Here is a 25,220-nt window from a genome sequence, read left to right as displayed (position 1 = left end):
GGGCGTGCACGGGCCGGACGGTGCGGGCGGAGTCGTCAGCGCGGGCGGCGCGGGGCCCGTCGGCGCTTCCGGAGAACCCGCAGCACGAAGCCGAGCAGGAGCGCGAGCACCACGAGGACGACGAGCAGCACGGCCGCGACCTTGACGAGCAACGCCGCCCCGACGAAGAGCGCGATGAACACGAGCCAGACGAGGGCGTCGAGCACGAGGGGTCCGGAGGTGCGCACCCGCGGAACGATACCGACCCGCGCAGGGTGGGTCGTGCCTCCAGGCCGGGTACAGGAGCGGGGCCGTGCGGCGCGAAGCGACCACGCACGGCCCCACCCGTCGCGGATACCACCCCCACAGCGGTACCCGCAGCCGACGACAGCGCTAGCGCTGTGCGTCGACGTCCTTGGCGAGCGTCCCCAGGTACAGCTCGATGACCTTGGGGTCGTCAGCGAGTTCCTTCCCGGTGCCCGAGTACGCGTTCTTCCCCTGGTCGAGCACGTACCCACGATCGCAGATCTGCAGACAGCGTCGCGCGTTCTGCTCCACCATGATGATCGACACACCGGCCTTGTTGATCCGGCGGGTCCGCAGGAACGTCTCGTCCTGGCGCACGGGGGACAGCCCGGCGCTCGGCTCGTCGAGCAGCAGCACCTTCGGGTCCATCATCAGCGCACGGGCCATCGCGACGGACTGCCGCTCCCCGCCCGAGAGCGATCCGGCCCGCTGGTTGCGCCGCTGCGCGAGGACGGGGAACAGGTCGTAGATGACCTCGAGCCGCTCGGCGAACTTCTTCGGCCGCAGGTACAGCCCCATCTGCAGGTTCTCCTCGATGGACAGCGAGGGGAACACGTTGTTCGTCTGCGGCACGAAGCCGACACCGGCCTGCACGAGCTTGTTCGCCTTGAGGTTCGTGATGTCGTCACCCTGCAGGGTCACCGATCCCTCGCGGATGGAAACGAGCCCGAACAGCGCCTTGAGGAGCGTCGACTTGCCCGCGCCGTTCGGCCCGATGATGCCGATGAGCTCGCCCGGGTAGCAGTCCAGGTCGCAGCCGTTCAGGATGTTCACGCCCGGCAGGTAGCCGGCGACGAGGTTCTTCGCGCTGAGCACCGGCTCGCGTTCCAGCGTGGCCGCCGGGGACGGACTGGAGGCACTGCTCGCGTTCGTGGGGTCCGTTGCGTCCGTCATCGGGTCGTCTCCTCTGCTGCGTCCTCTTCGGCGACTTCCTCCGCCAGTTCCTCGAAGGTCTCCTCGGTGAGGAGCGAGTCGTCGCCCAGGTCGGTGTCGTGGTGCGCACCGAGGTAGGCGTCGATCACCGCCTGGTCGTCCATCACCGTGTCCGCCGGGCCCTCGGCGACGACCTTGCCCTCGGCCATCACGACCACCCAGTCCGAGATGTGCCGGACCATGTGCATGTCGTGCTCGACGAACAGCACGGTCATGCCGTCGTCGCGCAGGGACTGGATGTGCCCGAGGAGCGACTGGGTGAGCGCGGGGTTCACGCCGGCCATCGGCTCGTCGAGCATGATCATCGTCGGGTCGGACATCAGCGCTCGGGCCATCTCGAGCAGCTTGCGCTGCCCGCCGGACAGCGAACCGGCGTAGTCGTCCGCCTTGGTGTCGAGCTTGAACCGGGCGAGCAGGTCCTCGGCCTTGGCCGTGATCTCGCGCTCCCGCTTCGCCCACACCGGCTTGACCAGGGCGGCGAAGAAGTTCTCGCCGGGCTGGTCGCGAGCGCCGAGGAGCATGTTCTGCATCACGGTGAGCCGGGACAGCGCCTTGGTCAGCTGGAAGGTGCGGACCATGCCCTTGTTCGCGATGTGCGTCGCGCTCGTCTTCTGCAGCGTGGCGCCGTCGAACTGCGTCTTCGCTCCGGGGCTCGGCTTGTCGAACCCGGTGAGCAGGTTGAAGAACGTGGTCTTGCCGGCGCCGTTCGGGCCGATCAGGGCCGTGATGGAGCCGCGCTGGACCTCGAGGTGGTCGACGTCCACGGCGGTCATGCCCCCGAAGCGGCGGGTGACGTCGTCGACGGTGAGGATCGGGTCGGCCTTGGGGTGGCCGTAGGTCTCAGACACTGAACGTCAGCTCCTTCTTGTTGCCGAGCAACCCCTGTGGACGGAACACGATGAGCAGCATGAGCGCGACGCCGACGAGCACGTACGAGAACTGCTCGGCCTGCTGCGCGTTCATGATCGAGTCGGGGATGAAGTCGCCGGCCAGCGTGCGGATGAAGAGCCGGACGACGAAGAAGAGCACGGCTCCGAGCACCGGTCCGAACACCGTCGCCGCACCACCGAGGATGAGCGCCGTCCAGATGAAGAACGTCATCGAGCGGCCCATGGCGTCCGGTTGCACCGAACTCGGCAGCACGTAGATGATGCCCGCGATCGCACCGAGCGCCCCACCGAACACGAGCGCCTGCATCTTGTACGAGTAGACGTTCTTGCCGAGCGAGCGGACGGCGTCCTCGTCCTCGCGGATGGCCTTCACCACGCGGCCCCACGGGCTGCGCATGAGCAGGAAGAGCACCAGGGTGAACAGGGCGACCATCGCCCACGCCGCGATGCGGATCCACCAGCCGTTGACGCCGTTGTTCGCGTACGTGAACCACAGGATCGTGGTGGTGCCGTCGGGCAGCGGGCTGAGGGCGGTGAACGGGTCGCGGTAGCTCGACCCGGTGATGCCGTTCGAGCCGCCCGTGGTCGAGGTGAGCAGGCTCGAGCGGCCCACCATGCGGATGATCTCGGCGCCGGAGATCGTGACGATCGCCAGGTAGTCGCCGCGCAACCGCAGGGTCGGGATGCCGAGGATGATCGCGAACACGATCGCGACGAGCAGGGCGATGAGGACCGCCATCACGAACGGCAGTCCGTTCGTGATCGAGATCGCGAATCCGTAGGCACCGAGCAGCAGGAACGCCGCCTGGCCCATGTTCACGAGGCCGGTGAGCCCGAAGTGCACGTTCAGGCCGATCGCGGCCAGCGCGAACGCCGCCGTCGTCGGGGCGAGTGCCTCCTGGGTGAGCGAGGACAGCAGGTTGAGGATGTAGTCCATGCGCGTGCTCCCTTAGCCGATCCGCTCGGCGCGGCCGAAGATGCCCTGCGGCCGGAACAGCAGGATGAGGATGAGGATGACGAGGGCGGTGGCGTACTTGAAGTCACCGGGGAGCACCAGGTTCGTGAGCTCCACGACGACGCCGATGATCATCGAGCCGACCAGGGCGCCGTACGCGGTGCCGAGGCCACCGAGCGTGACCGAGGCGAACATGAGCAGGAGCAGCTGGAGCCCGGTCTGCCAGTTCACGCCGTTCAGGACGAGTCCGAGCATCACGCCGGAGAGTCCCGCGAGGCCGGCGGCGAGCGTCCACACGAAGCGGATCACCCGGTCGACGTCGATGCCGGAGGCCGCGGCGAGCGCCGGGTTGTCCGACACGGCGCGGGTTGCCCGTCCGAAGCGCGTCTTCGCCAGGAAGAGTCCGGTCGCGACGAGGACCACGAGCGCGATCCCCATGGCGACGTAGGACTGCACCGTCAGGGTGACACCGGCGAACCGCACGGTCTCCGGGTTGCCCTGCTGGATGCGGACCGTCGAGGCGCCGAAGAAGTACTGGAACGCGTACTGGGCGGCGATCGACAGACCGATCGTGACGATCATGAGCTGCGTCAGGCTGATGCGCTTGCGCCGGAGTGGTCGCCAGATCGCGGCGTCCTGCAGGTACCCGGTCGCGGCGCACAACAGCGTGACGACGATCCCGGTGACCCAGATGTTCCAGCCGAGCTGGTTGGCGAACACGTACGCCAGCAGACCGCCGAGGGTCACCTGCTCGCCGTGCGAGAAGCTCGACAGCCCCGTCGTGCCGTAGATGAGCGAGAGCCCGATCGACGCCAGGGCGATGAGCAACCCGAGCCGGAGCCCCGAGGCGAACTGCTGCCAGGCGCGCTGCATGCTCACGCTCGACGAGTCGGCCGAGGTGGTGGCGCCCTTCTGGTCGGACAGCTGGAAGATCTGCCCGACATTGGCGTTCAGCGTCGCCTGCACCTTGCGGTCGGCGTCGGCGGCGTTCGTCAGGTACTGGCCCTTCGGCAGGGTGCCCTGGTCGACGCTCACCGTGTACTCGCCGGCCGTGTCGACGCTGACGGACCAGCGGCCGTCGGCGTTCGTCGTGGCCGTCTCGTCGAAGCCGCTCGGGCCGGTCACGTCGACGTCGACGCCCTCGGCCGGTTCACGCTCGGAGTCGGTGATCGTCCCCTGGATGCACCCGTTGTCGGGGCTGACGGTGCACGCCTGGCTGGTGGCCGGTGCCGAGGTGGCACTGAAGGCCGGCAGGGTGACCGCCCAGTCGATCAGGAAGGTCGCCAGGAACGCGGCGACGAGCACGGCCGCCAGGACCGGTCGTCGTCGTGCGTGGCGGAGGCGGAACAGGCGCGGCTGCGCCCGTCCCGGAGGAGTGATGGATCCCACGGAAGAGCCTCTCGTTCGGATGACGAGGAACCTATGGGGATTTTGTGACACCCGTGTTTCCAACACGTTCCCTGTGTGATTCGTACCCGAACTGTGACGTTGTGGAGGAACGCTCCGAGGCGGGCGCGATCCGTGCCTCCAGGCGGAATGCGGCGACAGCCGCCCGCGTTACCATGTCCTATCCGGAACCCGTCGTCGTGTTCCCGGTGTCTCGACACTTCACTCGCCCACGAAGGGGACCCATGGACCAGCCGGATCCGTTCGGATTCATCGGACTCACGTACGACGACGTCATGCTGCTGCCCGGGCACACCGACGTCATCCCGAGCGAGGCGTCCACGGCGTCCCGGCTCACCAAGCGGATCTCCGTCAACGTCCCGCTGCTCTCCGCCGCGATGGACACCGTCACCGAAGCCCGCATGGCCATCGCCATGGCGCGCCAGGGCGGCATCGGGATCCTGCACCGCAACCTGTCCATCGAGGACCAGGCTGCGTACGTCGACAAGGTCAAGCGCTCCGAGTCGGGCATGATCACCAACCCGGTGACCACCACCCCGGACGCCACGGTGGCCGAGGTCGACGCGCTCTGCGGCCAGTTCCGTGTCTCCGGTCTGCCGGTCGTCGAGCAGGACGGCACCCTCGTCGGCATCATCACGAACCGCGACATGCGCTTCGTGGCCATGTTCGAGCAGGCCACCACGTACGTGCGCGACGTGATGACGAAGGCCCCGCTGATCACCGCGATGGAGGGCATCGACCCCGAAGAGGCGATCGCCATCTTCGCGCAGCACAAGATCGAGAAGCTGCCGCTGGTCGACGCCGAGGGCAAGCTCCGCGGTCTGATCACCGTCAAGGACTTCGACAAGAGCGAGCAGTACCCGGACGCCACGAAGGACGACGAAGGCCGGCTCCGCGTCGGTGCCGCGATCGGCTTCTTCGGCGACGCCTGGCAGCGCGCCGAGGCCCTGCGGGACGCCGGCGTCGACGTGCTCGTCGTCGACACCGCCAACGGCGAGAGCGAAGGCGTGCTCGACATGGTCCGCCGCCTCAAGGCCGACCCGACGTTCGACGCGATCGACGTCATCGGCGGCAACGTCGCCACCCGTGCCGGAGCCCAGGCGCTCATCGACGCCGGTGTGGACGCCGTCAAGGTCGGTGTCGGCCCGGGCTCCATCTGCACCACGCGCGTCGTCGCCGGTGTCGGTGTGCCGCAGGTGACCGCCGTGTACGAGGCCTCCCTCGCCGCACGCGAAGCCGGTGTGCCGATCATCGCCGACGGTGGCCTGCAGTACTCGGGCGACATCGCGAAGGCCCTGGTGGCCGGTGCCGACACCGTCATGCTCGGCTCGCTGCTGGCCGGCACCGACGAGTCCCCCGGTGACCTGGTGTTCGTGAACGGCAAGCAGTTCAAGGCCTACCGCGGCATGGGCTCCCTCGGTGCCCTGCAGACCCGTGGCAAGAAGACCTCGTACTCGAAGGACCGCTACTTCCAGGCGGACGTGCCGAACGACGACAAGCTCATCCCCGAGGGCATCGAGGGCCAGGTGCCCTACCGCGGCTCGGTCGGCAACGTCGTCTACCAGCTCACCGGTGGGCTGCGGCAGTCGATGTTCTACGTCGGCGGTCGCACGATCCCCGAGCTGAAGGCGCGTGGCAAGTTCGTCCGCATCACGGCGGCGGGGCTCAAGGAGTCCCACCCGCACGACGTCCAGATGGTCGTCGAGGCGCCGAACTACCGCAGCTAGTCAGCTGTTCGACAGCACGCCCCCGTTCCCCCGTGGAGCGGGGGCGTGCTGCGTCCCCCGGCGGTAGTGTCGCGACATGGTCAGCGCCGTCTCACACACCACGATCGACTCCCGCGACGCCTACGCCCAGTCCGAGTGGTGGAAGCAGGTGCTCGGCTACGTCGACCTGCCCGACGACCCGAACGCTCCCGGGCACGAGGAGTGCGAGATCACGGCACCCGATCGATTGCACACCGTGCTCTTCATCCAGGTGCCCGAGGCGAAGACCGTGAAGAACCGGATCCACTTCGACCTGCGCCCCACCGACCGCACCCGCGACGAAGAGGTCGAGCGGCTCCGCGGCATCGGTGCCGTGGAGCTCGCCGACCTGCGCCACCCGGACGGCGGGTGGGTGGTGTTCGCCGACCCGGAGGGCAACGAGTTCTGCGTCCTACGATCCCAGGCCGAACTCGACGGAGACGCCGCCCGGCAGAACTGACCGGGCGAGTGCCTACGCTGAACGCCAGTCGTTCGACGTGATGTGCGAGCCGCCGTGCGGGCCCATCTGCAGCATCCCGCCGTCCACCGGCAGGGACACCCCGGTGATGTAGGACGACGCACGCGAGGCCAGGAAGGCCACGGCTGCCGCGATCTCCCACGCGTTGCCCGGCCGACCGAGCGGCACACCGGGGCGGTCGATGGTGTGCGGGTCCTCGTCCTCGGCCCCGGTCATCCGGGTGGCGATCTCGCCGGGGGCGACGGCGTTCACGGTGATGCCGTGCTCGGCGAGCTCGATCGCCATGGTCTTCAGCAGACCGCCGAGTCCGTGCTTCGCGGCGTCGTAGGCGCTCGAGCCGGAGCGGGGCTGGTGTTCGTGCACGCTCGTGATGCCGATGATCCGGCCGCCGGTGCCGGCCTGCACCATGTGCTTCGCGGCGGCCTGCATCGTGACGAAGGCACCGTCGAGGTCGGTCGACACCGTGTGACGCCACTGGTCGAGGGTCATCTCGAGGAACGGAGCGTTGTCGCCGGTGCCGGCGTCGGCCACGAAGACGTCGACGCCGCCCAGCTGCGACACGAGGCGGTCGATGACGGCGGCCGCACCGGCGAGGTCGGAGACGTCGATCTGCTCGACGAAGGCCTGGCGGCCGGTCTTCCGGACCTCCTCCGCGGTCTCCTCGGCTCGGTCGGGTTCGGACAGGTAGGTGATGCCGACGTCCATGCCGGCTTCGGCGAGCGCGACGGCGGTCGCGCGGCCGATCCCCGATTCGGAACCGGTGACGATGGCTTTGGTGGGCTGGAAGTCGCTCATGCGGCGGAACGTACGCCGGGCCTCCCGGGCGCCCTGCCGGACCATCCGCCTGGCGCAGGTCGGCTCGTCACGCCGGCACCATCGCTCCACCACCGATCCCTGTCCCTGCGCACAGGAACGTCACGGCTCGGTAACGAAACACCTTTGCGTACCGCCCCGTCACACGGGCGAAACACATGGACCCTACGTTTCTCGACATCCAGTGGAGGCGTCGCATTCACCCGAAGCGGCACAGCCTCCGCGCAGAGAAAGGGCTCCACGGATGATCAGAACCACCCGTGCCACCGCGGCACTGGCGTTGGCGGGCGCAGCAGCCGTCCTCCTCGCCGCGTGTTCCACCACCGGCAGTGCTTCCCCCTCGAGCTCGGCGTCGAGCGATGCGAAGAAGGATCCCGCCGCCAGCTGCAAGGCCCCGGACACCCCCGGTACGGACGCGCTGAAGATCGGCACGATCCTGCCCCTGACCGGTTCACTGGCCTACCTCAACCCGCCGGCCGAGTCCGGTGTCGGCCTGGCCGTCAAGGACATCAACGCCGCGGGCGGCGTCCTCGACAAGGACGTCACGATCGACCCGGCGACCGACTCCGGTGACAGCAACGACATGACCGTGTCGAGCTCCGCCGCGACGAAGCTGGTCAACGCGAAGGTGCCGGTCGCGATCGGTGCCGAGTCCTCGTCGGTCACGCTGAACGTCATCGACCAGCTGACGAGCAACTGCATCGTCGAGATCTCGCCCGCGAACACCGCGACCGACCTCTCCGGCTACTCGTCGTACTACTACCGGACCGCACCGCCGGACTCGGTGCAGGGTTCCGCGCTCGGCCAGCTCGTGACCGGTGACGGCAACGCGAAGGTCGCCTTCCTGGTCTTCAACGACACGTACGGCACCGGCCTCCGCAACTCCGTGCAGGCTGCGGTCGAGGCCTCGGGCGGTCAGGTCGTCTACGGCGCCAAGGGTGAGGGCCAGGAGTTCCCGCCCGGCCAGACCACGTTCTCGTCCGAGGTGACCGCGGCCCTGGCCGCGAAGCCCGACGCGATCGTCGTCCTCGCCTTCGACGAGACGAAGTCGATCATCCCGGAGCTCGTCTCACAGGGGAACGAAGCGAAGATCTACATGTCCGACGGCAACACGGCGGACTACTCGAAGGACTTCGACAAGGGCACCCTGACCGGCGCCCAGGGCACCATCCCCGGTGCCTCGCCGAAGGACGACTTCAAGAAGCAGCTCGCGGCGTTCTACAAGGACTCGTCGGGCAAGACGCTCGCCGACTACTCGTACGCGGCGGAGTCCTACGACGCCACCGTCCTCGCCGCCCTCGCCGCGGTGAAGGGCAAGGGCACCGATTCCGGCACGATCCAGGCCAACATGGCTGCGGTGTCGGGTGCTGACGGCGGCACCGAGTGCGCGACGTTCAAGGAGTGCAAGACGCTCCTGGACGACGGCAAGGACATCCACTACACCGGCCCGTCCGGCATCGGTCCGTTCGACGAGAACAACGACCCGTCGAGCGCCTACATCGGCATCTACAAGTTCGACGGCGACAACAAGCCCGTCTACCAGAGCGCCATCCAGGGTGCGGTGAAGAAGTAGGGCACAGCCCAGCACCAACGAGAAAGCGACAGTCCTCCACGGAACCTCCGTGGGGGACTGTCGCTTTCGCGTCGGTGCGCAGGACGGCCCGGTGGGCGGCCTGGAGGCCCGTGGTGCGTCCGTCAGACCGGATCGGCCGAGCCGGGTGCGAGCGCCCGGCGGCGGGACGCTCGTGCAGCGGCGAACGAGTCGGCCGTCAGCACCACGAGGGCGAGCCACACGATGCCGAAGCCGAACCAGCGCCCGGCCGACATCTCCTCGTGCTGCACCAGCACGCCGACGAGCAGTTGCATCACGGGCGCCAGGTACTGGGTCAGTCCGAGCGTCGACAGGCTCACCCGGCGTGCCGACGACGCGAAGAGCAGGAGCGGCACCGCCGTCGCCGGCCCGGTCAGGACCGTGATGACCGCGTGCCCCCAGCCCTCGCTCGTGAACGTCACGCCGCCGCCGAGGCCGGTCACGCCGAGCACGACGAGCGCCACGACCGCGATCGGCAGCAGCCACACGGTCTCGATCGTCAGGCCGCTCAGGGCGTCCACGGTGCCGCCGACGCGCTTCTTCACCAGGCCGTACAGCCCGAACGAGAACGCCAGGGCCAACGAGATCCACGGCATCTGCCCGTAGCCGACGGCGATGACGACGACCGCCACGACGCTCAGCCCGACAGCTGCCCACTGCGCCGGACGCAGGCGTTCGCGCAGGACCACGACGCCGAGCGCGATCGTGACGAGCGGGTTGATGAAGTAGCCGAGCGCGGCCTCGACGGTGTGGCCGGTGGTCGTCGCGAGGACGTAGACGGTCCAGTTGACCAGGATCAGGACGGCGGCGAGCCCCATCACGAGCATCACGCGTCGCTGGGCCATCAGCGTGCGGGTGCGGAGCCACGACCGCGTCACGGCGATCGCCACCGCGCAGAACACCAGGCCGAAGACGATCCGCCACGACACGATCTCGAACGCCGCCGCGGGGGCCATCGCCGCGAAGAGCAGGGGCATCAGTCCCCAGAGCCCGTAGGCCACGACGGCCTGCACCACGCCGACGGATGCCTCGCTGCGGACGGGTCGCGCCGGACTCGGTTCACTCACGGAACCATCCTAGGAACGACCGCCGACCCGTGGGACGCGCACCGGGCCTCCAGGCGGGCTGACAGCGGGCTGGTCAGGACCGGAGCCCCCGGGTGACCGGCCCCGGACGCACGGACGCCCCGTCGGCCCGGGGGCCGGACGGGGCGTCCGTGGTGAGTACTCGACTCAGTGAACGATGACCGCGAGGACGTCGCGGGCGGACAGGACCAGCAGGTCCTCGCCTGAGTACTTGACCTCGGTTCCGCCGTACTTGGAGTAGATGACCTTGTCACCCACGGCGACGTCGAGCGGGACGCGGTTGCCGTTGTCGTCGATGCGACCCGGACCCACGGCGACGACCTCGCCCTCCTGGGGCTTCTCCTTCGCGGTGTCGGGGATGACCAGACCGGAAGCGGTGGTCTGCTCCGCCTCGACCTGGCGGATGACGATGCGATCCTCGAGCGGCTTGATGCTGACGGCCACGGTGACCTCTTCTTTCTCGGTACGGACTCGGTACAGATGAAAACCGGGTTGGCACTTCGCACAGGAGAGTGCCAACGCCAACTCTAGGGGGCCTCTGGCACTCGGTCAATCCGAGTGCCAGCACATCCGGAGAACACGCAGCACCTGCGAGGATCGACGCATGGACGCCGCCGAACTCACCGCACTGCTGACCCCCGACGGGATGGCCCTGCTCGACCGTACCCCGGGTGTCTCCGACGGCGGCGAGATCGTCCGCGTGGTGTCCCGGCTGCGCGCCGAGGGCCACGATCCCCGACTGGTCGCCGCGGTGCTGACCCAGTCGAAGCTGCGGCTGAAGGCCCGCGGCAAGTTCGGCGACTTCGCGTCCCGCATGCTCTTCACCGAGGCCGGGCTCGAGCAGGCCACCCGGCTGCAGGTCGCGGCCCAGCACGCCGGACGCTTCGCAGCGGCCGGGCTGACCCGCGTCGCCGACCTCGGCTGCGGCATCGGCGGGGACGCCATGGCGATGGCGGCGCTCGACCTCGACGTCACCGCGGTCGACCGCGACGAGGTGACCGCGGCCGTCGCGACCCACAACCTGGCAGTGTGGCCGAACGCGCGTGTCGAGCTCGGCGATGCAGCGTCGTTCGACCTGTCGTCGGTGGACGGCGTGTGGATGGACCCCGCACGCCGCACCTCCGGCCACTCGGACACCCGCCGGCTCGCCGACCCGGACGACTGGTCGCCCTCGCTCGACACCGTGTTCGCCGCGGCGACGACGACGCCGACCGGCGTGAAGCTCGGACCGGGCATCGACCGCGACCTGATCCCGGACACGGCCGAGGCGCAGTGGACCTCCGTCGACCGCGAGGTCGTGGAGCTCGCCCTGTGGTTCGGCCCCCTCGCCCGCCCCGGGATCCGCCGCGCCGCCACCGTCATCGGTGCGCACGGCATCGCCGAGATGACCGGAGCGGCCGACGCCGACGACGCCGAGGTCGGAACACTCGGCGCCTACCTGTACGAGCCCGACGGCGCCGTGATCCGCGCACGGCTGATCGGCGATCTGGCACGGGGCCTCGACGGGCACATGCTGTCCGAGGGCATCGCCTACGTCACGTCCGACCGCGCGGTCACGACCCCCTTCGCGCAGGGCTTCCGGGTGCTCGACACGATGCCGCTCGACGTCAAGCGACTGGCCGCACGGCTCGCTGCAGACGGCATCGGCACCGTCGAGATCAAGAAGCGCGGCGTCGACGTCGACCCGGCGCAGTTCCGCAAGCGGCTGCGGTTGCGCGGATCGGGTCGCGTCACGCTCGTCCTCACCCGCCTGGAGGGACGCCACACGGCGATCCTGTGCGAACGGCTCACCGACGCGGTCGGCTGACGGCCGGGGGCCGCGTGCGGTGCTGCGTGCGCGTCAGCGTCAGTTGACGAAGGCGCCGGAGTTCGAGCTGTAGTCGGAGTAGTCCGAGTAGTCCGACGCGTTCGCGATCGAGATCCACACCAGGGCGACGATCAGGATGAACAGGCCGGTCAGGATCCAGCCGCCGATGATGCCTGCGAGCGCCAGACCGCGGCCGCCCTCGCCGGTCTGCTTGATCTTGCCGAGGGCGATGTGTCCCATGATCGCGCCGGCTGGGCTCGTCAGGATGATGATCGGCCAGATGATGATCCCGCCGAACGCGAAGACGATCGACAGGATCGACAGGACGTTCGTCTTCGGCCGCTGCGCGTAGGGCTGGTACGTGTACGGGTTCGACGCGTAGGGCTGCTGCTGCGGCTGCGCGTACGGGTTCTGCTGCTGGCCGTACGAGTTCTGCGGGGTGCCGTAGGCGTTCTGCTGCGGAGCCGCGTACGGGTTCTGCTGCTGCGGCTGACCGTACGGGTCCGACGAGGGCTGCGATGCCGCGTAGGAGTTCTGCTGCTGGCCGTACGGGCTCGACTGCTGCGGCTGGCCGTACGGGTTCTGGGGCTGCTGCTGGCCGTACGGGTTCTGCGGCTGCTGCGGAGCGCCGTACGGGTTCGGCTGCTGCGGGGCCGCGTACGGGGCCTGCTGCTGGCCGTACGGGTGCTGGGGTGCTTCCGGGGCCGACGGTGCGTCAGGAGCCTGCGGGGCGTCCGGGGCGGGCGTGCCGTCGGGCTGTCCGTTCGCTGGGCCGTTCGGCGTCTCGCCCGGCTTCGGCCACTCGTTCTGATCGGACACCGTCCACCCCTCTCGGGCGTCCGGTCTCTCCGACGCCCGTGTGAATCCTCCCACAGGCTCCCGAAGAAGGACCGGGGCCGAACTGGTCAGACCTGGACGGTCGTCACCGGCAGGGTCGAGTCCGCCGCGATGCCGAGGTCGCTCGGCGCGTGCCCCTCCGCCACGAGTCGGGCGCCGACGGCGGCGATCATCGCACCGTTGTCCGTGCACAGGTCGAACGGCGGGATGCGCAGTCGCACGCCCGCGGCCGCGCAGCGATCCTCGGCGAGCTGTCGCAGTCGGGCGTTCGCGACGACCCCGCCACCGAGCAGCAGCCGGTCGACGCCGGTGTCGCGGCACGCGTTCAGGGCCTTGGTCAGCAGGACGTCGACGACGGCCTCGCGGAAGCTCGCGGCGACGTCGGCCACCGGCACCTCGCGGCCCTCGTCGCGGCAGCGCTCGACCCACCGTGCGACGGCGGTCTTGAGTCCCGAGAACGAGAAGTCGTACCGGTGCGCGGCCATGTCCTTCGGCAGCGTCAGTCCCCGGGGGAACCGGATCGCCGTCGGATCGCCGTCAGCCGCCGCACGGTCGATCTGCGGGCCGCCGGGGTAGGGCAGCCCGAGCAGCCGCGCGACCTTGTCGAACGCCTCGCCCGCCGCGTCGTCGATCGTCTCGCCGAGCAGTTCGACGTCGCCGACCAGGTCGCGCACCAGCAGCAGCGACGTGTGGCCACCGGAGACCAGCAGCGCGATCGTCGGCAACTCGATCTCGCTCCCGTCCTCGCGCAGCACGTCGGCGCCGACGTGCCCGACCAGGTGGTTCACGCCGTACAGGGGCTTGCCCGTGGCCACGGCGAGCGCCTTCGCGGCTCCCACCCCGACCATGAGCGCTCCCGCCAGGCCCGGCCCGGCGGTCACCGCGACCGCGTCGAGTTCGTCGAGGGTGACGCCGGCACGCTCGAGCGCCTCGTGCAGCGTCGGGGTCATCGCCTCCAGGTGGGCCCGTGCGGCGACCTCGGGCACGACCCCGCCGTAGCGGGCGTGCTCGTCCATGCTCGAGGCGATCACGTTCGCCAGCAGGGTGTTCCCCCGCACGATGCCGACGCCCGTCTCGTCGCAGCTCGTCTCGATGCCGAGCACCAGTGGTTCAGTCGCGCTCACCGAGGGCCTCCTGTCCGATGGGTCCGACGCCCGACGACGGCTCGGCGTCCGGGCCGGGCAGCTCCGCCCGCATCACCCACGCGTCGACGCCGTCCGGCTGGTAGTAGCGCGGCCGGGTCGCGATGTGCTCGAACCCGAACGCCGTGTACATCGCCTGCGCGACGGGGTTGTCCGCGCGCACCTCGAGGAACACCTCGCGCACCCCACGGCGCCGCGCCTCGTCGAGCAGTTCCGTGAACAGGACCCGCCCGAGCCCCTTGCCGCGCTGGTCCGCAGCGACCGCGATGGTCTGCACGTCGGCCACCGGGTTGCCCGCGAGCGAGGAGAGCCCGGCGTACCCGACGACCAGCGGCGCTGCGGTGTCGTCGACGGTCTCGATCACGACGTAGTACCCGTGCGGTGCGTACAGCTCGCCGGACATCTGCGACGCCGACCAGGCGTCCGTCGGGAACGAGACGTGCTCGAGCCACATGATGTCGTCGAGGTCCTGCGGGTGTGCTCGCCGCAGGCGGAGCCCGTCCGGCAGGGTCACTGCTTCACCCGCTTGGGCGCACCCGGCACCGTCACGTCGGGCTCCCGCAGGTACAGGGGGGTGTCCTGGTCGAACCCTGTGCCGGACCGCAGGCGGTCCGCGGCGAGCGAGCCGAGCCTCCAGGCCGGGATGCACGCGACCGTCACGCGGTCCCAGCCCACCGCTGCGGGCCGGGAGGCGCGGATCGCGTCGTCGAGATCGGCGGGCGTGGCGAGTCCGGGGCCGGCCACCCGGACGCCGTCGGCGTCGTAGGCGCTCCAGTAGACCTCGCGGCGGCGGGCGTCCGTGAGGACGACGAACGGGCCGGCGATGCCCGAGTCGCGCTGGTCGAGGGCGACGGCGTCGTGGCTGACGAGGGGCAGGACGGGGACGCCGCGGGCTGCGGCGAAGGTGCGGGCGGCGGCGATGCCGACGCGCAGGCCGGTGAAGGGGCCGGGGCCCATGCCGGCGACGACCCCGGTGACGTCGGCGCCGGTGATGCCGGCCTCGGCGAGGGTCTCGGCCAGGAACGGGCCGATCACCTCGGCATGCCGGCGGCTGTCCTCGGTGTCGCGGGTCGCGAGGGCCTGGCCGGTGGCCGGGTCGACGACGGCGACGGAGGTCCCGGCGGAGGTGTCGATCGCGAGCAGCACCCGTCCATCGTAGGCGGCGGTCAGCGCACCGGCAGCCCGCGGGACCACGCGACCTCGTGCTCCAACTGCCCGGTCCGACGGAACAGACGGACCTGGTGGGTGTCCGGCAGCGCGGCGGCCAGGGCCTGTCGGTCAGCGGACGTGAAGCCGAGCGACTGCCAGAACGGACCGGAGCGACGAGAGAACAGCCACGCGCGCTCAGCACCGGCCTCGGTCGCCCGCTCGATCGCGAACCGTGCGAGACGGGTGCCGGCCCCGGAGCCGCGGTGCTGCGGAGCGACGGCCACGCTGCGGACGAGCACGTGCACGCCGTCGGCACTCGCCTCGAAGCCGGCGCTGCCGACCGCCATGCCGTCGTCGTCGCGGTCGATCCAGAGCCGCACCGTCGGCTCGTCGAGCCCGGCCACGGTCAGATCGGCCTCGACGAGGAACGCGCGGAGCGCCTCGACGTCGTCCGCACCGACGGGCTGGAGGGTCAGAGGGCCACGCCGTCCCAGCGCGGACCGGTGGCGGTGACGACGACACGGCGGGGCTCGTCGGGCACGTCGTCGGGGTCGAGGTCGTCGTCACCGTGCTCGACCGCGTCCGCGCCGGTGGGACGCGTGATCTCGACGTCGAGCACGCTGTCGCTGATGCCGTCGACCATGCCCCGGCCCCACTCGACCACGACGATCGCGGCGTCCCAGTCGAGGTCCAGGTCGTCCAGCTCCACGGGGTCGGACAGCCGGTAGGCGTCGACGTGCACCAGGTCGGGGCCGGCGGTCGTCGGGTGCGTCCGGGCGAGGACGAAGGTCGGGCTGGACACCTGGCCGCGCGCGCCGAGTGCAGCGCCGAGCCCGCGCGTCAGGGTCGTCTTGCCGGCGCCGAGCGGTCCGGTCAACACGACGAGGTCCCCCGCGCGCAGCACCGCGGCCAGTCGGGCACCGAGCTCCCCCATCGCCTCGGTGCCGTCGACGGTGGTGTCGAGCAGGACCCGCGCCGACTCGGTCACGGCCGCTCGCCCCGCAGGTACTCCCCGACGCGTCCCTCGATGTCGTGGCCCTCGTAGGACCGAGGCACACGGCTGCCGATGCGGCAGACGATCTCTTCACCGATGGTCTCGAGCGCCGCGCCCCATTCGAGCACGGTCATCTCATCGTGCTCGCCGGTGCCGAACAGCACGACGGTGTCGCCGGTCTGCACGTCGTCCTCGCCGACGTCCACCAGGAACTGGTCCATCGCGACGCGGCCGGCGATCGGGTACCGCTTGCCACCGATCGCGACCTCGATGCGGCCCTGTGCCAGACGGGGGACCCCGTCGGCGTACCCGACGGGCACGAGCGCCAGGGTCGTCGCGGTCGCGGTGCGGTACGTGTAGTCGTAGGAGACGCCGGTGTCGACGGGGACGCGCTTCGTCTTCGCGACCGACGCGGTGAGGGTCATCACCGGCTCGAGTCCGAGGTCCGCTGCCGAGACGCCGTCCGCGCCGGGGATGCCGAACAGGTTCGCGCCCATCCGGACCATGTCCTTGCGGAACTCCTTGCGCTCGAGCCCCGCGAGCGACGCTGCGACGTGCTCCATCGGGACGTCCAGCCCCAGGTCTTCGGCGATCTCGATCGCGGCGTCGAACACGGCGACCGCGGCGCTGTCCTCGTGGTCGGACGCCTCGGCCAGGTGCGTGTACGCGGCGACGACCTCGATGCGGCCGTTCCGCTGGGCGTCCCGGGCGAGCTCGACGAGCGCCGGCCAGTCCGACGGCGTCGCGCCGTCGCGGTGCAGGCCGGAGTCGACACCGAGGTGCACCCGGGCCGGTCGCTGGTCGACGGCGTCGATGATGCGCTGCAACTCGGCGACGTTCGAGACGCCGAGGTCGACGGCCGAGTCGATGGCGTCGCGGAAGTCCAGGTCGGGGTCGTGCTGCCAGGTGAACAGGTGGACGTCCTCGCCGACGCCGATCGAGCGCAGGCGCAGGGCGGCGGGCACCGTCAGCACACCGATCCAGCGGATGCCGGCGTCGACGGCAGCGAGTGCGATCGGCTCGAGGCCGTGCCCGTACGCGTCGGCCTTCATGATCGCCATCACGGCGACCGGGTCCATCCACTCGCGGACACGGTCGAGGTTGGCACGGTAGGCGTCGAGGTCGATGCGCGCCTGACGCAGCGGTGCGGAGCTCACGTCGTCCTCCGTTCGACGCTGCGGCCGATCCGGGCGACCACCTCGTAGTTGATCGTGCCGATGGCGTCGGCCCAGTCCTCGACGGCGGGGTCGCCGTTCGCGGGGTCACCCCACAGCACCGCCTCGTCGCCGACCTGCACGTCGGCGTCGCCGATGTCGACGTGCATGGCGTTCATCGCGACGCGTCCGACCACCGGGAACGTCCGGTCGCCGATCCGCACCGAGACCCGGTTGCCGAAGGCACGGTCGAAGCCGTCCGCGTAGCCGAGGCCGATCACGGCGAGACGGGTGTCGGTCTCCGCGCGCCAGGTGTAGCCGTAGGAGACGCCGTCGCCCGCGGCGACCGGCACGGTGCGGAGCACGGCGGCGGTGACCCGCATCGCCGGGCGCAGCCCCAGGTCGGCCGAGGTGCGACCGTCGAAGGGGCTCAGCCCGTACAGGGCGAGTCCGACGCGGGACAGATCGTGGCGGGTCTCCGGCACGGCGATGCTCGCAGCACTCGCGGCGAGGTGCACCACGTCCGGCACGATGCCGTTCGCGGCGAGACCGTCCAGCGCCCGCTGCAGTGCGGCGTCCTGGTCGAGGTCGTCGGTGCGCGACGCGTTCGACAGGTGGGACATGAGCCCCTCGACCCGGGTGCGGTTGCCGCCGCGGGCCAGGGCGCCGGCGGTCGCGAAGAGCTCGGCCCACTCGGACTCGACCGCACCGTTGCGGCTCAGGCCGGTGTCGACGCACAGGTGCACGGCGCGGACGTCGGAATCCGCTGCTGCGGAGAGCTGCTCGACGCTCGACACCGCGGGCGTGACGTCGAACTGCGCTGCGCGGCGGAAGTCCTCGTCGGGGGCGTGCAGCCACGCGAGGATCCGGACCCCCTCGTCGATGCCGCCCTGACGGAGCGCGACGGCCTCGTCGATGTCGGCGACCCCGAGCCACTCGGCACCGGCGTCCACGAAGGCCTGCGCGGCGTCGAGGGCCCCGTGGCCGTAGGCGTTCGCCTTGACCACCGCGATGACCCCGGCCGGGGCGACCCGGTCGGCGATGGTCGCGTAGTTCTCGATCAGGGCTCCGCGATCGACCGTGATGCCGGTGAACGCACTCACCGGACCGTTCCTTCCAGGACCACGTCTGTTCCTTCCAGGACCACGAACGCGGTCGCGATCCCTCCATCATGCGAGAGCGACAGGTGCACGCTCGTCACGCCACGCGCGTCCGCCACCTGCCGGGCGCCCTGGTGCAGGGTGAGCGACGGGTTCCGCTGGTCGTCGGACACGACCTCGAGGTCCTGCCAGCTGAGCCCGGCACTCGACCCGAAGGCCTTGATCAGGGCTTCCTTCGCCGCGAACCGTGCGGCGAGGGACGCGATCGGCCGGGGTTCGCCGTCACGGACCTGCTCGGACGGTGTGAACAGCCGCGCCCGCATCGCCGGTGTGCGCTCGAGCACCCGTTCGAACCGCTCCAGGTCGACCACGTCGACCCCGATCCCGATGATCACCGTCGCGACTACTCGACGGTGACCGACTTCGCGAGGTTGCGTGGCTGGTCCACGTCGAGGCCCTTGGCGGCGGCGAGCTCCATGCCGAACATGTGCAGCGGTGCCACGGCGAGCAGCGGCTCGAACAGCGGGGTCGCCAGCGGGATCCGCAGGACCTCGTCGGCGAAGGGCAGCACCGCGGCGTCGCCCTCTTCGGCGATCGCGATCACCCGGGCACCGCGGGCGCGGATCTCCTGGATGTTCGAGACGACCTTCGGGTGCAGCGATCGGGGGTCGCGCGGCGACGGCACGATGACGAAGACGATCTGGCCAGGCTCGATCAGGGCGATCGGGCCGTGCTTGAGCTCACCGGCGGCGAAGCCCTCGGCGTGGATGTACGCGAGCTCCTTGAGCTTGAGGGCCCCCTCGAGCGCGATCGGGTAGCCGACGTGGCGGCCGAGGAACAGCACGCTCCGGGTGTCCGCCATCCAGCGGGCCAGGTCCTTGATGCCGGCGGCGTCCTCGATCGTCTGCTGCAGCTTCGGGGCGAGCCCCTCGAGCTCGGCGACCTGCTCGGCGATCTGCCCGGTGGTGAGCGTGCCGCGCAGCGTCGCCAGGTGCAGCCCGAGCAGGTAGAGCGCGACGCCCTGGGCGATGAAGGCCTTCGTCGACGCGACGGCGACCTCGGGGCCGGCGTGCGTGTAGATCACGGCGTCGGACTCACGCGGGATCGTGGCGCCCTGGGTGTTGCAGATCGACAGGACCTGCGCGCCCTGCTCGCGGGCGTACTTGACGGCCATGAGCGTGTCCATGGTCTCGCCGGACTGGCTGATCGAGACGACCAGGGTGCGCTCGTCCAGCACCGGGTCACGGTAGCGGAACTCGTGCGCGAGCTCGACCTCGACCGGCACACGAGCCCACTGCTCGATGGCGTACTTGCCGAGGATGCCGGCGTAGGCGGCGGTGCCGCAGGCGATCACGATGACGCGGTCGACGGTCGCCAGGCGCTCGGCGATCGGGTCGAGGTCGGTCAGCGTGACGGCGCCGTCGTGGACGCGACCGAGGATCGTCTTCGCGACGGCCTCGGGCTCCTCGCTGATCTCCTTCGCCATGAACGAGCTCCAGCCGCCCTTGTCGGCGGCGGAGGCGTCCCAGTTGACCTCGAACTCGCTCGGCGTGGCCGGGGTGCCGTCGAAGTGGATGACGTCGACGCCGTCGGGGCGGATCGTGGCGATCTCGTCCTGCCCGATCGACAGCGCGCGCTGCGTGTAGGCGACGAACGCGGCGACGTCCGAGCCCATGAAGTTCTCACCGTCGCCGAGCCCGACCACCAGGGGCGAGTTGCGGCGGGCACCGACGACGACGCCGGGCTGGTCGGCGTGCACGACGAGGAGCGTGAAAGCCCCCTCGAGCCGCTGCACGGCCTGCTGCATGGCGGCGGTCAGGTCGCCGGTCTCGCGGAAGGCGCGTCCGACCAGGTGCGCGGCGACCTCGGAGTCGGTCTCGCTGCGGAACTCGATGCCCTCGGCCTGCAGTTCGGCGCGGAGCTCGGAGAAGTTCTCGATGATGCCGTTGTGGATGAGGGCGAGCTTGTCGCCGTCGGCCAGGTGCGGGTGGGCGTTGCCGTCGGTCGGTCCGCCGTGCGTCGCCCAGCGGGTGTGCCCGATGCCCGTCGTGCCGTCCGGGATCGGCGACGACTCGAGCTCGTCGACCAGGGCCTGGAGCTTGCCGGCCTTCTTGGCCGACACGAGGTCTCCGGCTGGGTCGACGACGGCGATGCCCGCCGAGTCGTAGCCGCGGTACTCGAGGCGACGGAGGCCACCGAGGAGGACGTCCTGGCTGCTGTTGCTGCCGACGTAGCCGACGATTCCACACATGGAACCGATCCTACGGTCTGCCTGGACGCCGACCCTGCGAAGTCCCGGGGGTGGGGATAACGTTTCGGCCATGGGACGCTTCGACGACATCGCCATCACCACGCTGCACGGCGAGGACACCACGTTCGGCGCCTACGCCGACAAGGCCGTACTGGTCGTGAACGTCGCCTCCCGGTGCGGCCTCGCCCCGCAGTACGAGCAGCTCGAGGCCCTGCAGAAGCAGTACGGCCCCCGCGGGTTCACGGTGCTGGGCTTCCCGAGCAACCAGTTCCTGCAGGAGCTCGGCTCGTCCGAGGCGATCGACGAGTACTGCTCCACCACGTGGGGCGTGACGTTCCCGATGTCCGAGAAGGTCAAGGTCAACGGCAAGAGCGCCCACCCGCTCTACCAGGCCCTCAAGGAGACCCCGGACGCCGACGGCAAGGCCGGCCGGGTCGCCTGGAACTTCGAGAAGTTCCTCATCGCCCCCGACGGCACCGTCACGCGGTTCCGCCCCACCACGAAGCCCGACGCCCCCGAGGTCGTCGCCGCCATCGAGGCGGCCCTCCCCGCCTGACGCGTCGCGTCCTGCGGACGCGCACCGAGCACTGGACGGGAGGCCCGTGGCAGGTGAGCCGGTCGGCTCACGTGCCACGGGCCTCCCGTCTGTACGCTCGATCCCATGCCGTTCTCGGAGACCGCCGTCGCGCACCCGACCCCGTTCGTGGAGATCCCGCGCGACGAGTGGTCCCAGCTCGCCCCGAAGGAGCACCTGTCGCTCACCGAGACCGAGATCGTGCAGCTGCGCGGTCTCGGTGACCGGTTGGACATGCAGGAGGTGCAGGAGGTCTACCTGCCCCTGTCCCGCCTGCTCACGCTCTACGCCGCCGGTGCGCGCAACCTGCACGCCGAGACGAGCCGGTTCCTCGGTGAGCGCGCCGGACGCACGCCGTTCGTCATCGGCGTCGCGGGCTCCGTCGCGGTCGGCAAGTCCACCGTCGCCCGCCTGCTGCGCGAGCTGACGAAGCGCTGGCCGGACACCCCTCGTGTGGAGCTCGTGACGACCGACGGCTTCCTGTACCCGAACGCCGAGCTGGAGCGCCGCGGGATCATGGACCGCAAGGGCTTCCCGGAGTCGTACGACCGCCGCTCCCTGCTGCGCTTCGTGAGCCAGGTGAAGAGCGGGGCGACCGAGGTCCGCGCGCCGTACTACTCGCACCTGGTCTACGACATCGTGCCCGATGCCGAGATCGTCGTCCGGCAGCCCGACGTGCTCATCGTCGAGGGCCTCAACGTGCTGGCGCCCCCGGTGCACGGCCGGCTCGCGCTGTCCGACCTGTTCGACTTCACGATCTACGTGGACGCGAAGACGAAGGACATCGAGTCCTGGTACGTCGACCGGTTCCTCGCCCTGCAGGAAGAAGCGTTCTCGAGCCCCGACTCGTTCTTCCACCGGTTCGCCTCGCTCTCGCGAGAGGACGCCGTACGGACGGCGACCGAGGTCTGGCGGGCGATCAACGAGCCGAACCTGATCGAGAACGTGCTGCCCACGCGCTCCCGCGCCACGCTGGTGCTGAAGAAGGGCGCGAACCACAAGGTGAACTCGGTCCTGCTCCGCAAGATCTAGCGGTAGGGCAGCGCAAAACACCGGTGTTCGCGAGCTGAACCGCGGTCTGCGCGTGTTCAACCGGCGAACACCGGTGTCTTGCGGCGAAACCCCTACGCGGCGTCGAGCGCCAGGCGGTCCTGCACGACGGCGGCGAGCTCCTCGGCGATGCGCTGGGCATCGTCCTGCGAGGCGGCCTCGACCATCACGCGCACGACCGGCTCGGTGCCCGACGGACGGAGCAGCACGCGGCCGCTGTCCCCGAGCGCCGCGCTGGCGGCGGCGATGGCGTCCTGCACGCCCTGGTCGGCGAGCCCGTGCCGATCGACGCCGCGGACGTTGAGCAGCACCTGCGGGAACACGGTCATGCACGAGGCGAGCTCCTGCAGCGACTTCCCGGTCCGGGCCATCTCGGCCACCAGGTGGAGCCCGGTCAGGATGCCGTCACCCGTCGTGGCGAACTCGTTGAAGATGATGTGGCCCGACTGCTCGCCGCCGATGGAGTAGTCGCCCTCGGTCATCTTCTCGAGCACGTAGCGGTCGCCCACGCCGGCCTCGATCACGGTGATGCCCGCGTCGGCCATGGCGCGTTTCAGCCCGAGGTTCGACATGACCGTCGCGACGAGGGTGTCGTCCTTCAGGCGGCCGCGCTCCTGCAGGGACAGCGCGAGGATCGCCATGATCTGGTCGCCGTCGATCGCGTTGCCCGCGGCGTCGACCGCCAGGCAGCGGTCCGCGTCGCCGTCGTGCGCGATGCCGACGTCGGCGCCGTGCTCGAGCACCGCGCGGGCGAGGTTGTCGATGTGGGTCGAACCGACGCCGTCGTTGATGTTCCAGCCGTCGGGGTCGGCGCCGATGAGCGTCACGCGGGCACCCGCGTTGACGAAGACCTCGGGCGAGACGCCGGCCGCGGCACCGTTGGCGCAGTCGAGCACCACGTGGAGCCCAGCGAGCCGGTGCGGCAACGTGCCGAGCAGGTGCACGACGTAGCGGTCCTCGGCGTCGGCGAACCGCGAGATGCGCCCGACGTCGATGCCGGTGGGGGTGGGCGCGGAGTGGTCGTGCATGGCCGCTTCGATGCGGTCCTCGACCTCGTCCGGCAGCTTGCGGCCACCTGTGGCGAAGAACTTGATCCCGTTGTCGGGAGCGGGGTTGTGCGATGCGGAGATCATCACGCCGAAGTCGGCGTCGATGTCCGCGACGAGGAACGCCGCGGCGGGGGTGGGGATGACCCCGGCGTCGAGCACGTCGACGCCGGCCGAGGCGAGTCCGGCCGCGACGGCGGCACCGAGGAACTCGCCGGAGACGCGCGGGTCCCGCGCGAGGACCGCGCGTGGGCGCGGTCGACCCGACGCCCGGCGGGCGTCGGCATGGTGTCCGTGTGTGAGGACGGCCGCGCTCGCCTGGGCAAGACCCAGTGCGAGCGCGGCCGTCAGCTCGCCGTTGGCGAGACCACGAACCCCGTCGGTACCGAACAGACGCGGCATGGCGATCTTCAGCCGGTGACGACTAGCGCTTCGAGAACTGCGAAGCCTTGCGGGCCTTCTTGAGACCGGCCTTCTTGCGCTCGATGACGCGGGCGTCACGGGTGAGGAAGCCGGCCTTCTTGAGGGTCGCGCGGTTGTTCTCGCGGTCGATCTCGTTCAGGGTGCGGGCGATGGCGAGGCGGAGCGCGCCGGCCTGACCCGAGGGGCCACCACCGGTGATGCGGGCGACGACGTCGTACGAGCCGAGGAGCTCGAGCACCTTGAAGGGGTCGTTGATGAGCTGCTGGTGCAGCTTGTTCGGGAAGTAGTCCTCGAGCGTGCGGCCGTTCACGACGAACGTGCCGGAGCCCGGGACGAGCCGGACACGCGCGATGGCCTCCTTGCGGCGCCCGACGGCACCGCCGGAGACGTTGAGGATCTGACGGGGAGCGGCCTCGGCAGCGGCGGGTGCGCTCTCCGTGGTGAAGCTCTCCGGGGTCTGGTCGAGGGAATCAGCGATCTGAGCCATGAGTTTCTCTATGTCCTTGAAGTCGTCGTGGCCGGAACTACTGTGCGACCTGGTCGAAGATGTACGGCTTGGGCTGCTGCGCGGCGTGCGGGTGCTCCGCGCCGGCGTAGACCTTCAGCTTCTTGAGCTGCTCGCGGCCGAGGGTGTTCTTCGGCAGCATGCCGCGGATCGCCTTCTCGACGGCGCGGGTGGGGTGCTTCTCGAGCATCTCCGGGTAGGCGGTCGCCGTCAGGCCGCCCGGGTAACCCGAGTGACGGTAGTAGACCTTCTTCGCGAGCTTCGAACCGGTCAGGGCGACCTTGTCGGCGTTCACGATGATGACGAAGTCACCCATGTCCATGTGCTGGGCGAAGGTGGCCTTGTGCTTGCCGCGCAGGAGCGCCGCGGCGTGGGTGGCGAGACGGCCGAGGACGACGTCGGTGGCGTCGATGACGATCCAGTCGTGCTGGACGTCTGCCGGCTTCGGTGAGAACGTGCGAGTCACAGGAGTGCTGCTTTCGTGTCGAGGTGAGGAGTCCGTGAATCCCACTCCGGGCGGGAGTTCCACGAGCAGAAGCGCGGGGAACACCTCGGTTGGAGGGCTCATCTGACTGTCCGCGCGCGGGGCGCACAGACCAAGGTGAGAGCCTAGCCGACGCGGGGCACGTCGGTCAAACGCGGGCGACTGCCGGCCTGGAGGCGCGGGGCGGCCCCGCACCGCGCCTCCCGTCCACCCCTGGGCCCAGCCCACTGCACCCGGTGAGCAGAAGACGTCGGGTCCGCACCGCGAACCCGACGTCTTCTGCACACTCGTCGCCCCGACGCGGGACGTGGGGACTACTCCGCAGCCACCGTCCGACGTCGGCGACGCACGACCAGCACACCCGCACCCGCCGCGAGCAGCAGGAACGCCACCAGCGCACCAGCACCCATCCCCGCAGCACCCGTGAACGCGAGCTGCCCATCCACGGTGATCGTGATCGGGGTCCAACCGATCAGACTCCCGTCCGCAGCCGTCACCGCCAACCGGTGCACACCAGCCGCC

The 25,220-nt window shown here is 70.3% G+C and carries 28 protein-coding genes; 6 read left to right on the top strand and 22 right to left on the bottom strand.

Annotated features, from left to right (window positions below; genetic code table 11):
* Positions 1-35 precede the first annotated feature (35 nt).
* The 5 genes from H7A73_RS09350 to H7A73_RS09330 form a co-directional block, all read right to left on the bottom strand.
* The gene (locus tag H7A73_RS09350; RefSeq protein ID WP_182065722.1) at positions 36-227 is read right to left on the bottom strand and encodes a hypothetical protein; all 192 of its coding nucleotides are present in this window, start codon (positions 225-227) and stop codon (positions 36-38) included.
* A 145-nt stretch (positions 228-372) separates the two neighbouring features.
* Positions 373-1,179 carry an ABC transporter ATP-binding protein gene (locus H7A73_RS09345; RefSeq protein WP_247737896.1) on the bottom strand — a complete coding sequence of 269 codons (807 nt, stop codon included), beginning with the start codon at positions 1,177-1,179 and terminating at the stop codon, positions 373-375.
* Positions 1,176-2,066: an ABC transporter ATP-binding protein gene (locus H7A73_RS09340; RefSeq protein ID WP_110859529.1), complete on the bottom strand. Its 891-nt coding sequence runs from the start codon at positions 2,064-2,066 to the stop codon at positions 1,176-1,178. Before H7A73_RS09340 ends, H7A73_RS09345 begins: the two co-directional genes overlap by 4 nt.
* Positions 2,059-3,045 carry a branched-chain amino acid ABC transporter permease gene (locus tag H7A73_RS09335; protein ID WP_027466698.1) on the bottom strand — a complete coding sequence of 329 codons (987 nt, stop codon included), beginning with the start codon at positions 3,043-3,045 and terminating at the stop codon, positions 2,059-2,061. Before H7A73_RS09335 ends, H7A73_RS09340 begins: the two co-directional genes overlap by 8 nt.
* A 12-nt stretch (positions 3,046-3,057) precedes the next feature.
* Positions 3,058-4,452, bottom strand: coding sequence for a branched-chain amino acid ABC transporter permease (locus H7A73_RS09330; protein WP_259362796.1), 1,395 nt, complete (start codon positions 4,450-4,452; stop codon positions 3,058-3,060).
* Positions 4,453-4,694: 242 nt separating this feature from the next.
* On the opposite strand from H7A73_RS09330, the gene guaB reads away from it, so the two are divergent.
* Both guaB and H7A73_RS09320 read left to right on the top strand, forming a co-directional pair.
* Positions 4,695-6,197, top strand: coding sequence for an IMP dehydrogenase (gene guaB / locus H7A73_RS09325; RefSeq protein WP_182065721.1), 1,503 nt, complete (start codon positions 4,695-4,697; stop codon positions 6,195-6,197).
* 76 nt (positions 6,198-6,273) lie between these two features.
* Entirely contained in the window at positions 6,274-6,675 is a 402-nt protein-coding gene (locus H7A73_RS09320) for a VOC family protein (protein WP_182065720.1), read from the top strand.
* 12 nt (positions 6,676-6,687) lie between these two features.
* Here the strand turns inward: H7A73_RS09320 and H7A73_RS09315 are convergent, their stop codons facing one another.
* On the bottom strand, positions 6,688-7,488 hold the full coding sequence (locus H7A73_RS09315; protein WP_182065719.1) for an SDR family oxidoreductase: 801 nt from the start codon (positions 7,486-7,488) through the stop codon (positions 6,688-6,690).
* A 262-nt stretch (positions 7,489-7,750) separates the two neighbouring features.
* Between H7A73_RS09315 and H7A73_RS09310 the strand changes: the two genes are divergently transcribed.
* Positions 7,751-9,079, top strand: a complete 1,329-nt coding sequence (locus H7A73_RS09310; protein ID WP_182065718.1) for an ABC transporter substrate-binding protein — start codon at positions 7,751-7,753, stop codon at positions 9,077-9,079.
* Between the two features lie 122 nt (positions 9,080-9,201).
* On the opposite strand, the gene rarD is transcribed toward H7A73_RS09310, so the two are convergent.
* Complete coding sequence (gene rarD / locus H7A73_RS09305; protein WP_182065717.1) at positions 9,202-10,164, bottom strand: EamA family transporter RarD; 963 nt, start codon at positions 10,162-10,164, stop codon at positions 9,202-9,204.
* A 165-nt stretch (positions 10,165-10,329) separates the two neighbouring features.
* Entirely contained in the window at positions 10,330-10,626 is a 297-nt protein-coding gene (gene groES / locus H7A73_RS09300) for a co-chaperone GroES (protein WP_017885484.1), read from the bottom strand.
* 160 nt (positions 10,627-10,786) lie between these two features.
* Between groES and H7A73_RS09295 the strand changes: the two genes are divergently transcribed.
* Complete coding sequence (locus H7A73_RS09295; RefSeq protein WP_182065716.1) at positions 10,787-11,989, top strand: class I SAM-dependent methyltransferase; 1,203 nt, start codon at positions 10,787-10,789, stop codon at positions 11,987-11,989.
* 39 nt (positions 11,990-12,028) lie between these two features.
* Here H7A73_RS09295 and H7A73_RS17955 read toward each other — a convergent pair whose 3' ends face one another.
* The 10 genes from H7A73_RS17955 to glmS all read right to left on the bottom strand — a co-directional run bounded on the left by H7A73_RS17955 (position 12,029) and on the right by glmS (position 20,616).
* A complete protein-coding gene (locus H7A73_RS17955; RefSeq protein WP_220456598.1) occupies positions 12,029-12,808 on the bottom strand; it encodes a DUF4190 domain-containing protein in 780 nt (259 codons plus the stop codon).
* 86 nt (positions 12,809-12,894) lie between these two features.
* The gene (tsaD, locus tag H7A73_RS09285) at positions 12,895-13,950 is read right to left on the bottom strand and encodes a tRNA (adenosine(37)-N6)-threonylcarbamoyltransferase complex transferase subunit TsaD (RefSeq protein ID WP_182065715.1); all 1,056 of its coding nucleotides are present in this window, start codon (positions 13,948-13,950) and stop codon (positions 12,895-12,897) included.
* Positions 13,937-14,482, bottom strand: coding sequence for a ribosomal protein S18-alanine N-acetyltransferase (gene rimI / locus H7A73_RS09280; protein WP_182065714.1), 546 nt, complete (start codon positions 14,480-14,482; stop codon positions 13,937-13,939). The genes tsaD and rimI overlap by 14 nt, the downstream gene beginning before the upstream one ends.
* Positions 14,479-15,114, bottom strand: a complete 636-nt coding sequence (gene tsaB / locus H7A73_RS09275) for a tRNA (adenosine(37)-N6)-threonylcarbamoyltransferase complex dimerization subunit type 1 TsaB (protein WP_182065713.1) — start codon at positions 15,112-15,114, stop codon at positions 14,479-14,481. The genes rimI and tsaB overlap by 4 nt, the downstream gene beginning before the upstream one ends.
* Before the next feature lie 20 nt (positions 15,115-15,134).
* Positions 15,135-15,521 (bottom strand): GNAT family N-acetyltransferase, encoded by a 387-nt coding sequence (locus tag H7A73_RS09270; protein WP_310648859.1) that lies wholly within the window; start codon positions 15,519-15,521, stop codon positions 15,135-15,137.
* Between the two features lie 68 nt (positions 15,522-15,589).
* Positions 15,590-16,105, bottom strand: coding sequence for a tRNA (adenosine(37)-N6)-threonylcarbamoyltransferase complex ATPase subunit type 1 TsaE (gene tsaE, locus H7A73_RS09265; protein WP_259362792.1), 516 nt, complete (start codon positions 16,103-16,105; stop codon positions 15,590-15,592).
* Entirely contained in the window at positions 16,102-17,268 is a 1,167-nt protein-coding gene (gene alr, locus H7A73_RS09260; RefSeq protein WP_182065712.1) for an alanine racemase, read from the bottom strand. The genes tsaE and alr (H7A73_RS09260) overlap by 4 nt, the downstream gene beginning before the upstream one ends.
* A complete protein-coding gene (gene alr, locus H7A73_RS09255; RefSeq protein WP_182065711.1) occupies positions 17,265-18,368 on the bottom strand; it encodes an alanine racemase in 1,104 nt (367 codons plus the stop codon). Before alr (H7A73_RS09255) ends, alr (H7A73_RS09260) begins: the two co-directional genes overlap by 4 nt.
* Positions 18,365-18,760: a holo-ACP synthase gene (locus H7A73_RS09250; RefSeq protein WP_111038494.1), complete on the bottom strand. Its 396-nt coding sequence runs from the start codon at positions 18,758-18,760 to the stop codon at positions 18,365-18,367. The genes alr (H7A73_RS09255) and H7A73_RS09250 overlap by 4 nt, the downstream gene beginning before the upstream one ends.
* An 8-nt stretch (positions 18,761-18,768) precedes the next feature.
* Positions 18,769-20,616: a glutamine--fructose-6-phosphate transaminase (isomerizing) gene (glmS, locus tag H7A73_RS09245; protein ID WP_182065710.1), complete on the bottom strand. Its 1,848-nt coding sequence runs from the start codon at positions 20,614-20,616 to the stop codon at positions 18,769-18,771.
* 70 nt (positions 20,617-20,686) lie between these two features.
* On the opposite strand from glmS, the gene H7A73_RS09240 reads away from it, so the two are divergent.
* Positions 20,687-21,172, top strand: a complete 486-nt coding sequence (locus H7A73_RS09240; RefSeq protein WP_182065709.1) for a glutathione peroxidase — start codon at positions 20,687-20,689, stop codon at positions 21,170-21,172.
* 105 nt (positions 21,173-21,277) lie between these two features.
* Positions 21,278-22,222 (top strand): type I pantothenate kinase, encoded by a 945-nt coding sequence (gene coaA / locus H7A73_RS09235; RefSeq protein ID WP_027466714.1) that lies wholly within the window; start codon positions 21,278-21,280, stop codon positions 22,220-22,222.
* 92 nt (positions 22,223-22,314) lie between these two features.
* Here coaA and glmM read toward each other — a convergent pair whose 3' ends face one another.
* From glmM to H7A73_RS09215, 4 genes are all read right to left on the bottom strand, one after another.
* Positions 22,315-23,688 carry a phosphoglucosamine mutase gene (glmM, locus tag H7A73_RS09230; RefSeq protein ID WP_182065708.1) on the bottom strand — a complete coding sequence of 458 codons (1,374 nt, stop codon included), beginning with the start codon at positions 23,686-23,688 and terminating at the stop codon, positions 22,315-22,317.
* Positions 23,689-23,710: 22 nt separating this feature from the next.
* Positions 23,711-24,196: a 30S ribosomal protein S9 gene (gene rpsI, locus H7A73_RS09225; RefSeq protein WP_027466716.1), complete on the bottom strand. Its 486-nt coding sequence runs from the start codon at positions 24,194-24,196 to the stop codon at positions 23,711-23,713.
* Positions 24,197-24,233: 37 nt separating this feature from the next.
* The gene (gene rplM, locus H7A73_RS09220; protein WP_182065707.1) at positions 24,234-24,680 is read right to left on the bottom strand and encodes a 50S ribosomal protein L13; all 447 of its coding nucleotides are present in this window, start codon (positions 24,678-24,680) and stop codon (positions 24,234-24,236) included.
* Between the two features lie 332 nt (positions 24,681-25,012).
* Positions 25,013-25,220 (bottom strand): LPXTG cell wall anchor domain-containing protein (locus H7A73_RS09215; protein ID WP_182065706.1); only part of this gene is annotated, 208 nt, incomplete at its 5' end.

Origin of the sequence: Curtobacterium sp. ME12 (assembly GCF_903970855.1) — a bacterium.
Classification (GTDB): domain Bacteria; phylum Actinomycetota; class Actinomycetes; order Actinomycetales; family Microbacteriaceae; genus Curtobacterium; species Curtobacterium poinsettiae_A.
The sequence above is the reverse complement of the archived record's forward strand: the minus strand, read 5'-3'. Positions and strand labels throughout refer to the sequence as shown.

Excerpts from the sequence above, each read along its gene's own strand:
- H7A73_RS09345 (WP_247737896.1), bottom strand. The coding sequence starts at position 1,179 with ATGACGGACGCAACGGACCCCACGAACGCGAGCAGTGCCTCCAGTCCG.
- H7A73_RS09335 (WP_027466698.1), bottom strand. The coding sequence starts at position 3,045 with ATGGACTACATCCTCAACCTGCTGTCCTCGCTCACCCAGGAGGCACTC.
- guaB (WP_182065721.1), top strand. The coding sequence starts at position 4,695 with ATGGACCAGCCGGATCCGTTCGGATTCATCGGACTCACGTACGACGAC.
- H7A73_RS09320 (WP_182065720.1), top strand. The coding sequence starts at position 6,274 with ATGGTCAGCGCCGTCTCACACACCACGATCGACTCCCGCGACGCCTAC.
- H7A73_RS09315 (WP_182065719.1), bottom strand. The coding sequence starts at position 7,488 with ATGAGCGACTTCCAGCCCACCAAAGCCATCGTCACCGGTTCCGAATCG.
- H7A73_RS09310 (WP_182065718.1), top strand. The coding sequence starts at position 7,751 with ATGATCAGAACCACCCGTGCCACCGCGGCACTGGCGTTGGCGGGCGCA.
- H7A73_RS09295 (WP_182065716.1), top strand. The coding sequence starts at position 10,787 with ATGGACGCCGCCGAACTCACCGCACTGCTGACCCCCGACGGGATGGCC.
- glmS (WP_182065710.1), bottom strand. The coding sequence starts at position 20,616 with ATGTGTGGAATCGTCGGCTACGTCGGCAGCAACAGCAGCCAGGACGTC.
- H7A73_RS09240 (WP_182065709.1), top strand. The coding sequence starts at position 20,687 with ATGGGACGCTTCGACGACATCGCCATCACCACGCTGCACGGCGAGGAC.
- coaA (WP_027466714.1), top strand. The coding sequence starts at position 21,278 with ATGCCGTTCTCGGAGACCGCCGTCGCGCACCCGACCCCGTTCGTGGAG.
- glmM (WP_182065708.1), bottom strand. The coding sequence starts at position 23,688 with ATGCCGCGTCTGTTCGGTACCGACGGGGTTCGTGGTCTCGCCAACGGC.
- rpsI (WP_027466716.1), bottom strand. The coding sequence starts at position 24,196 with ATGGCTCAGATCGCTGATTCCCTCGACCAGACCCCGGAGAGCTTCACC.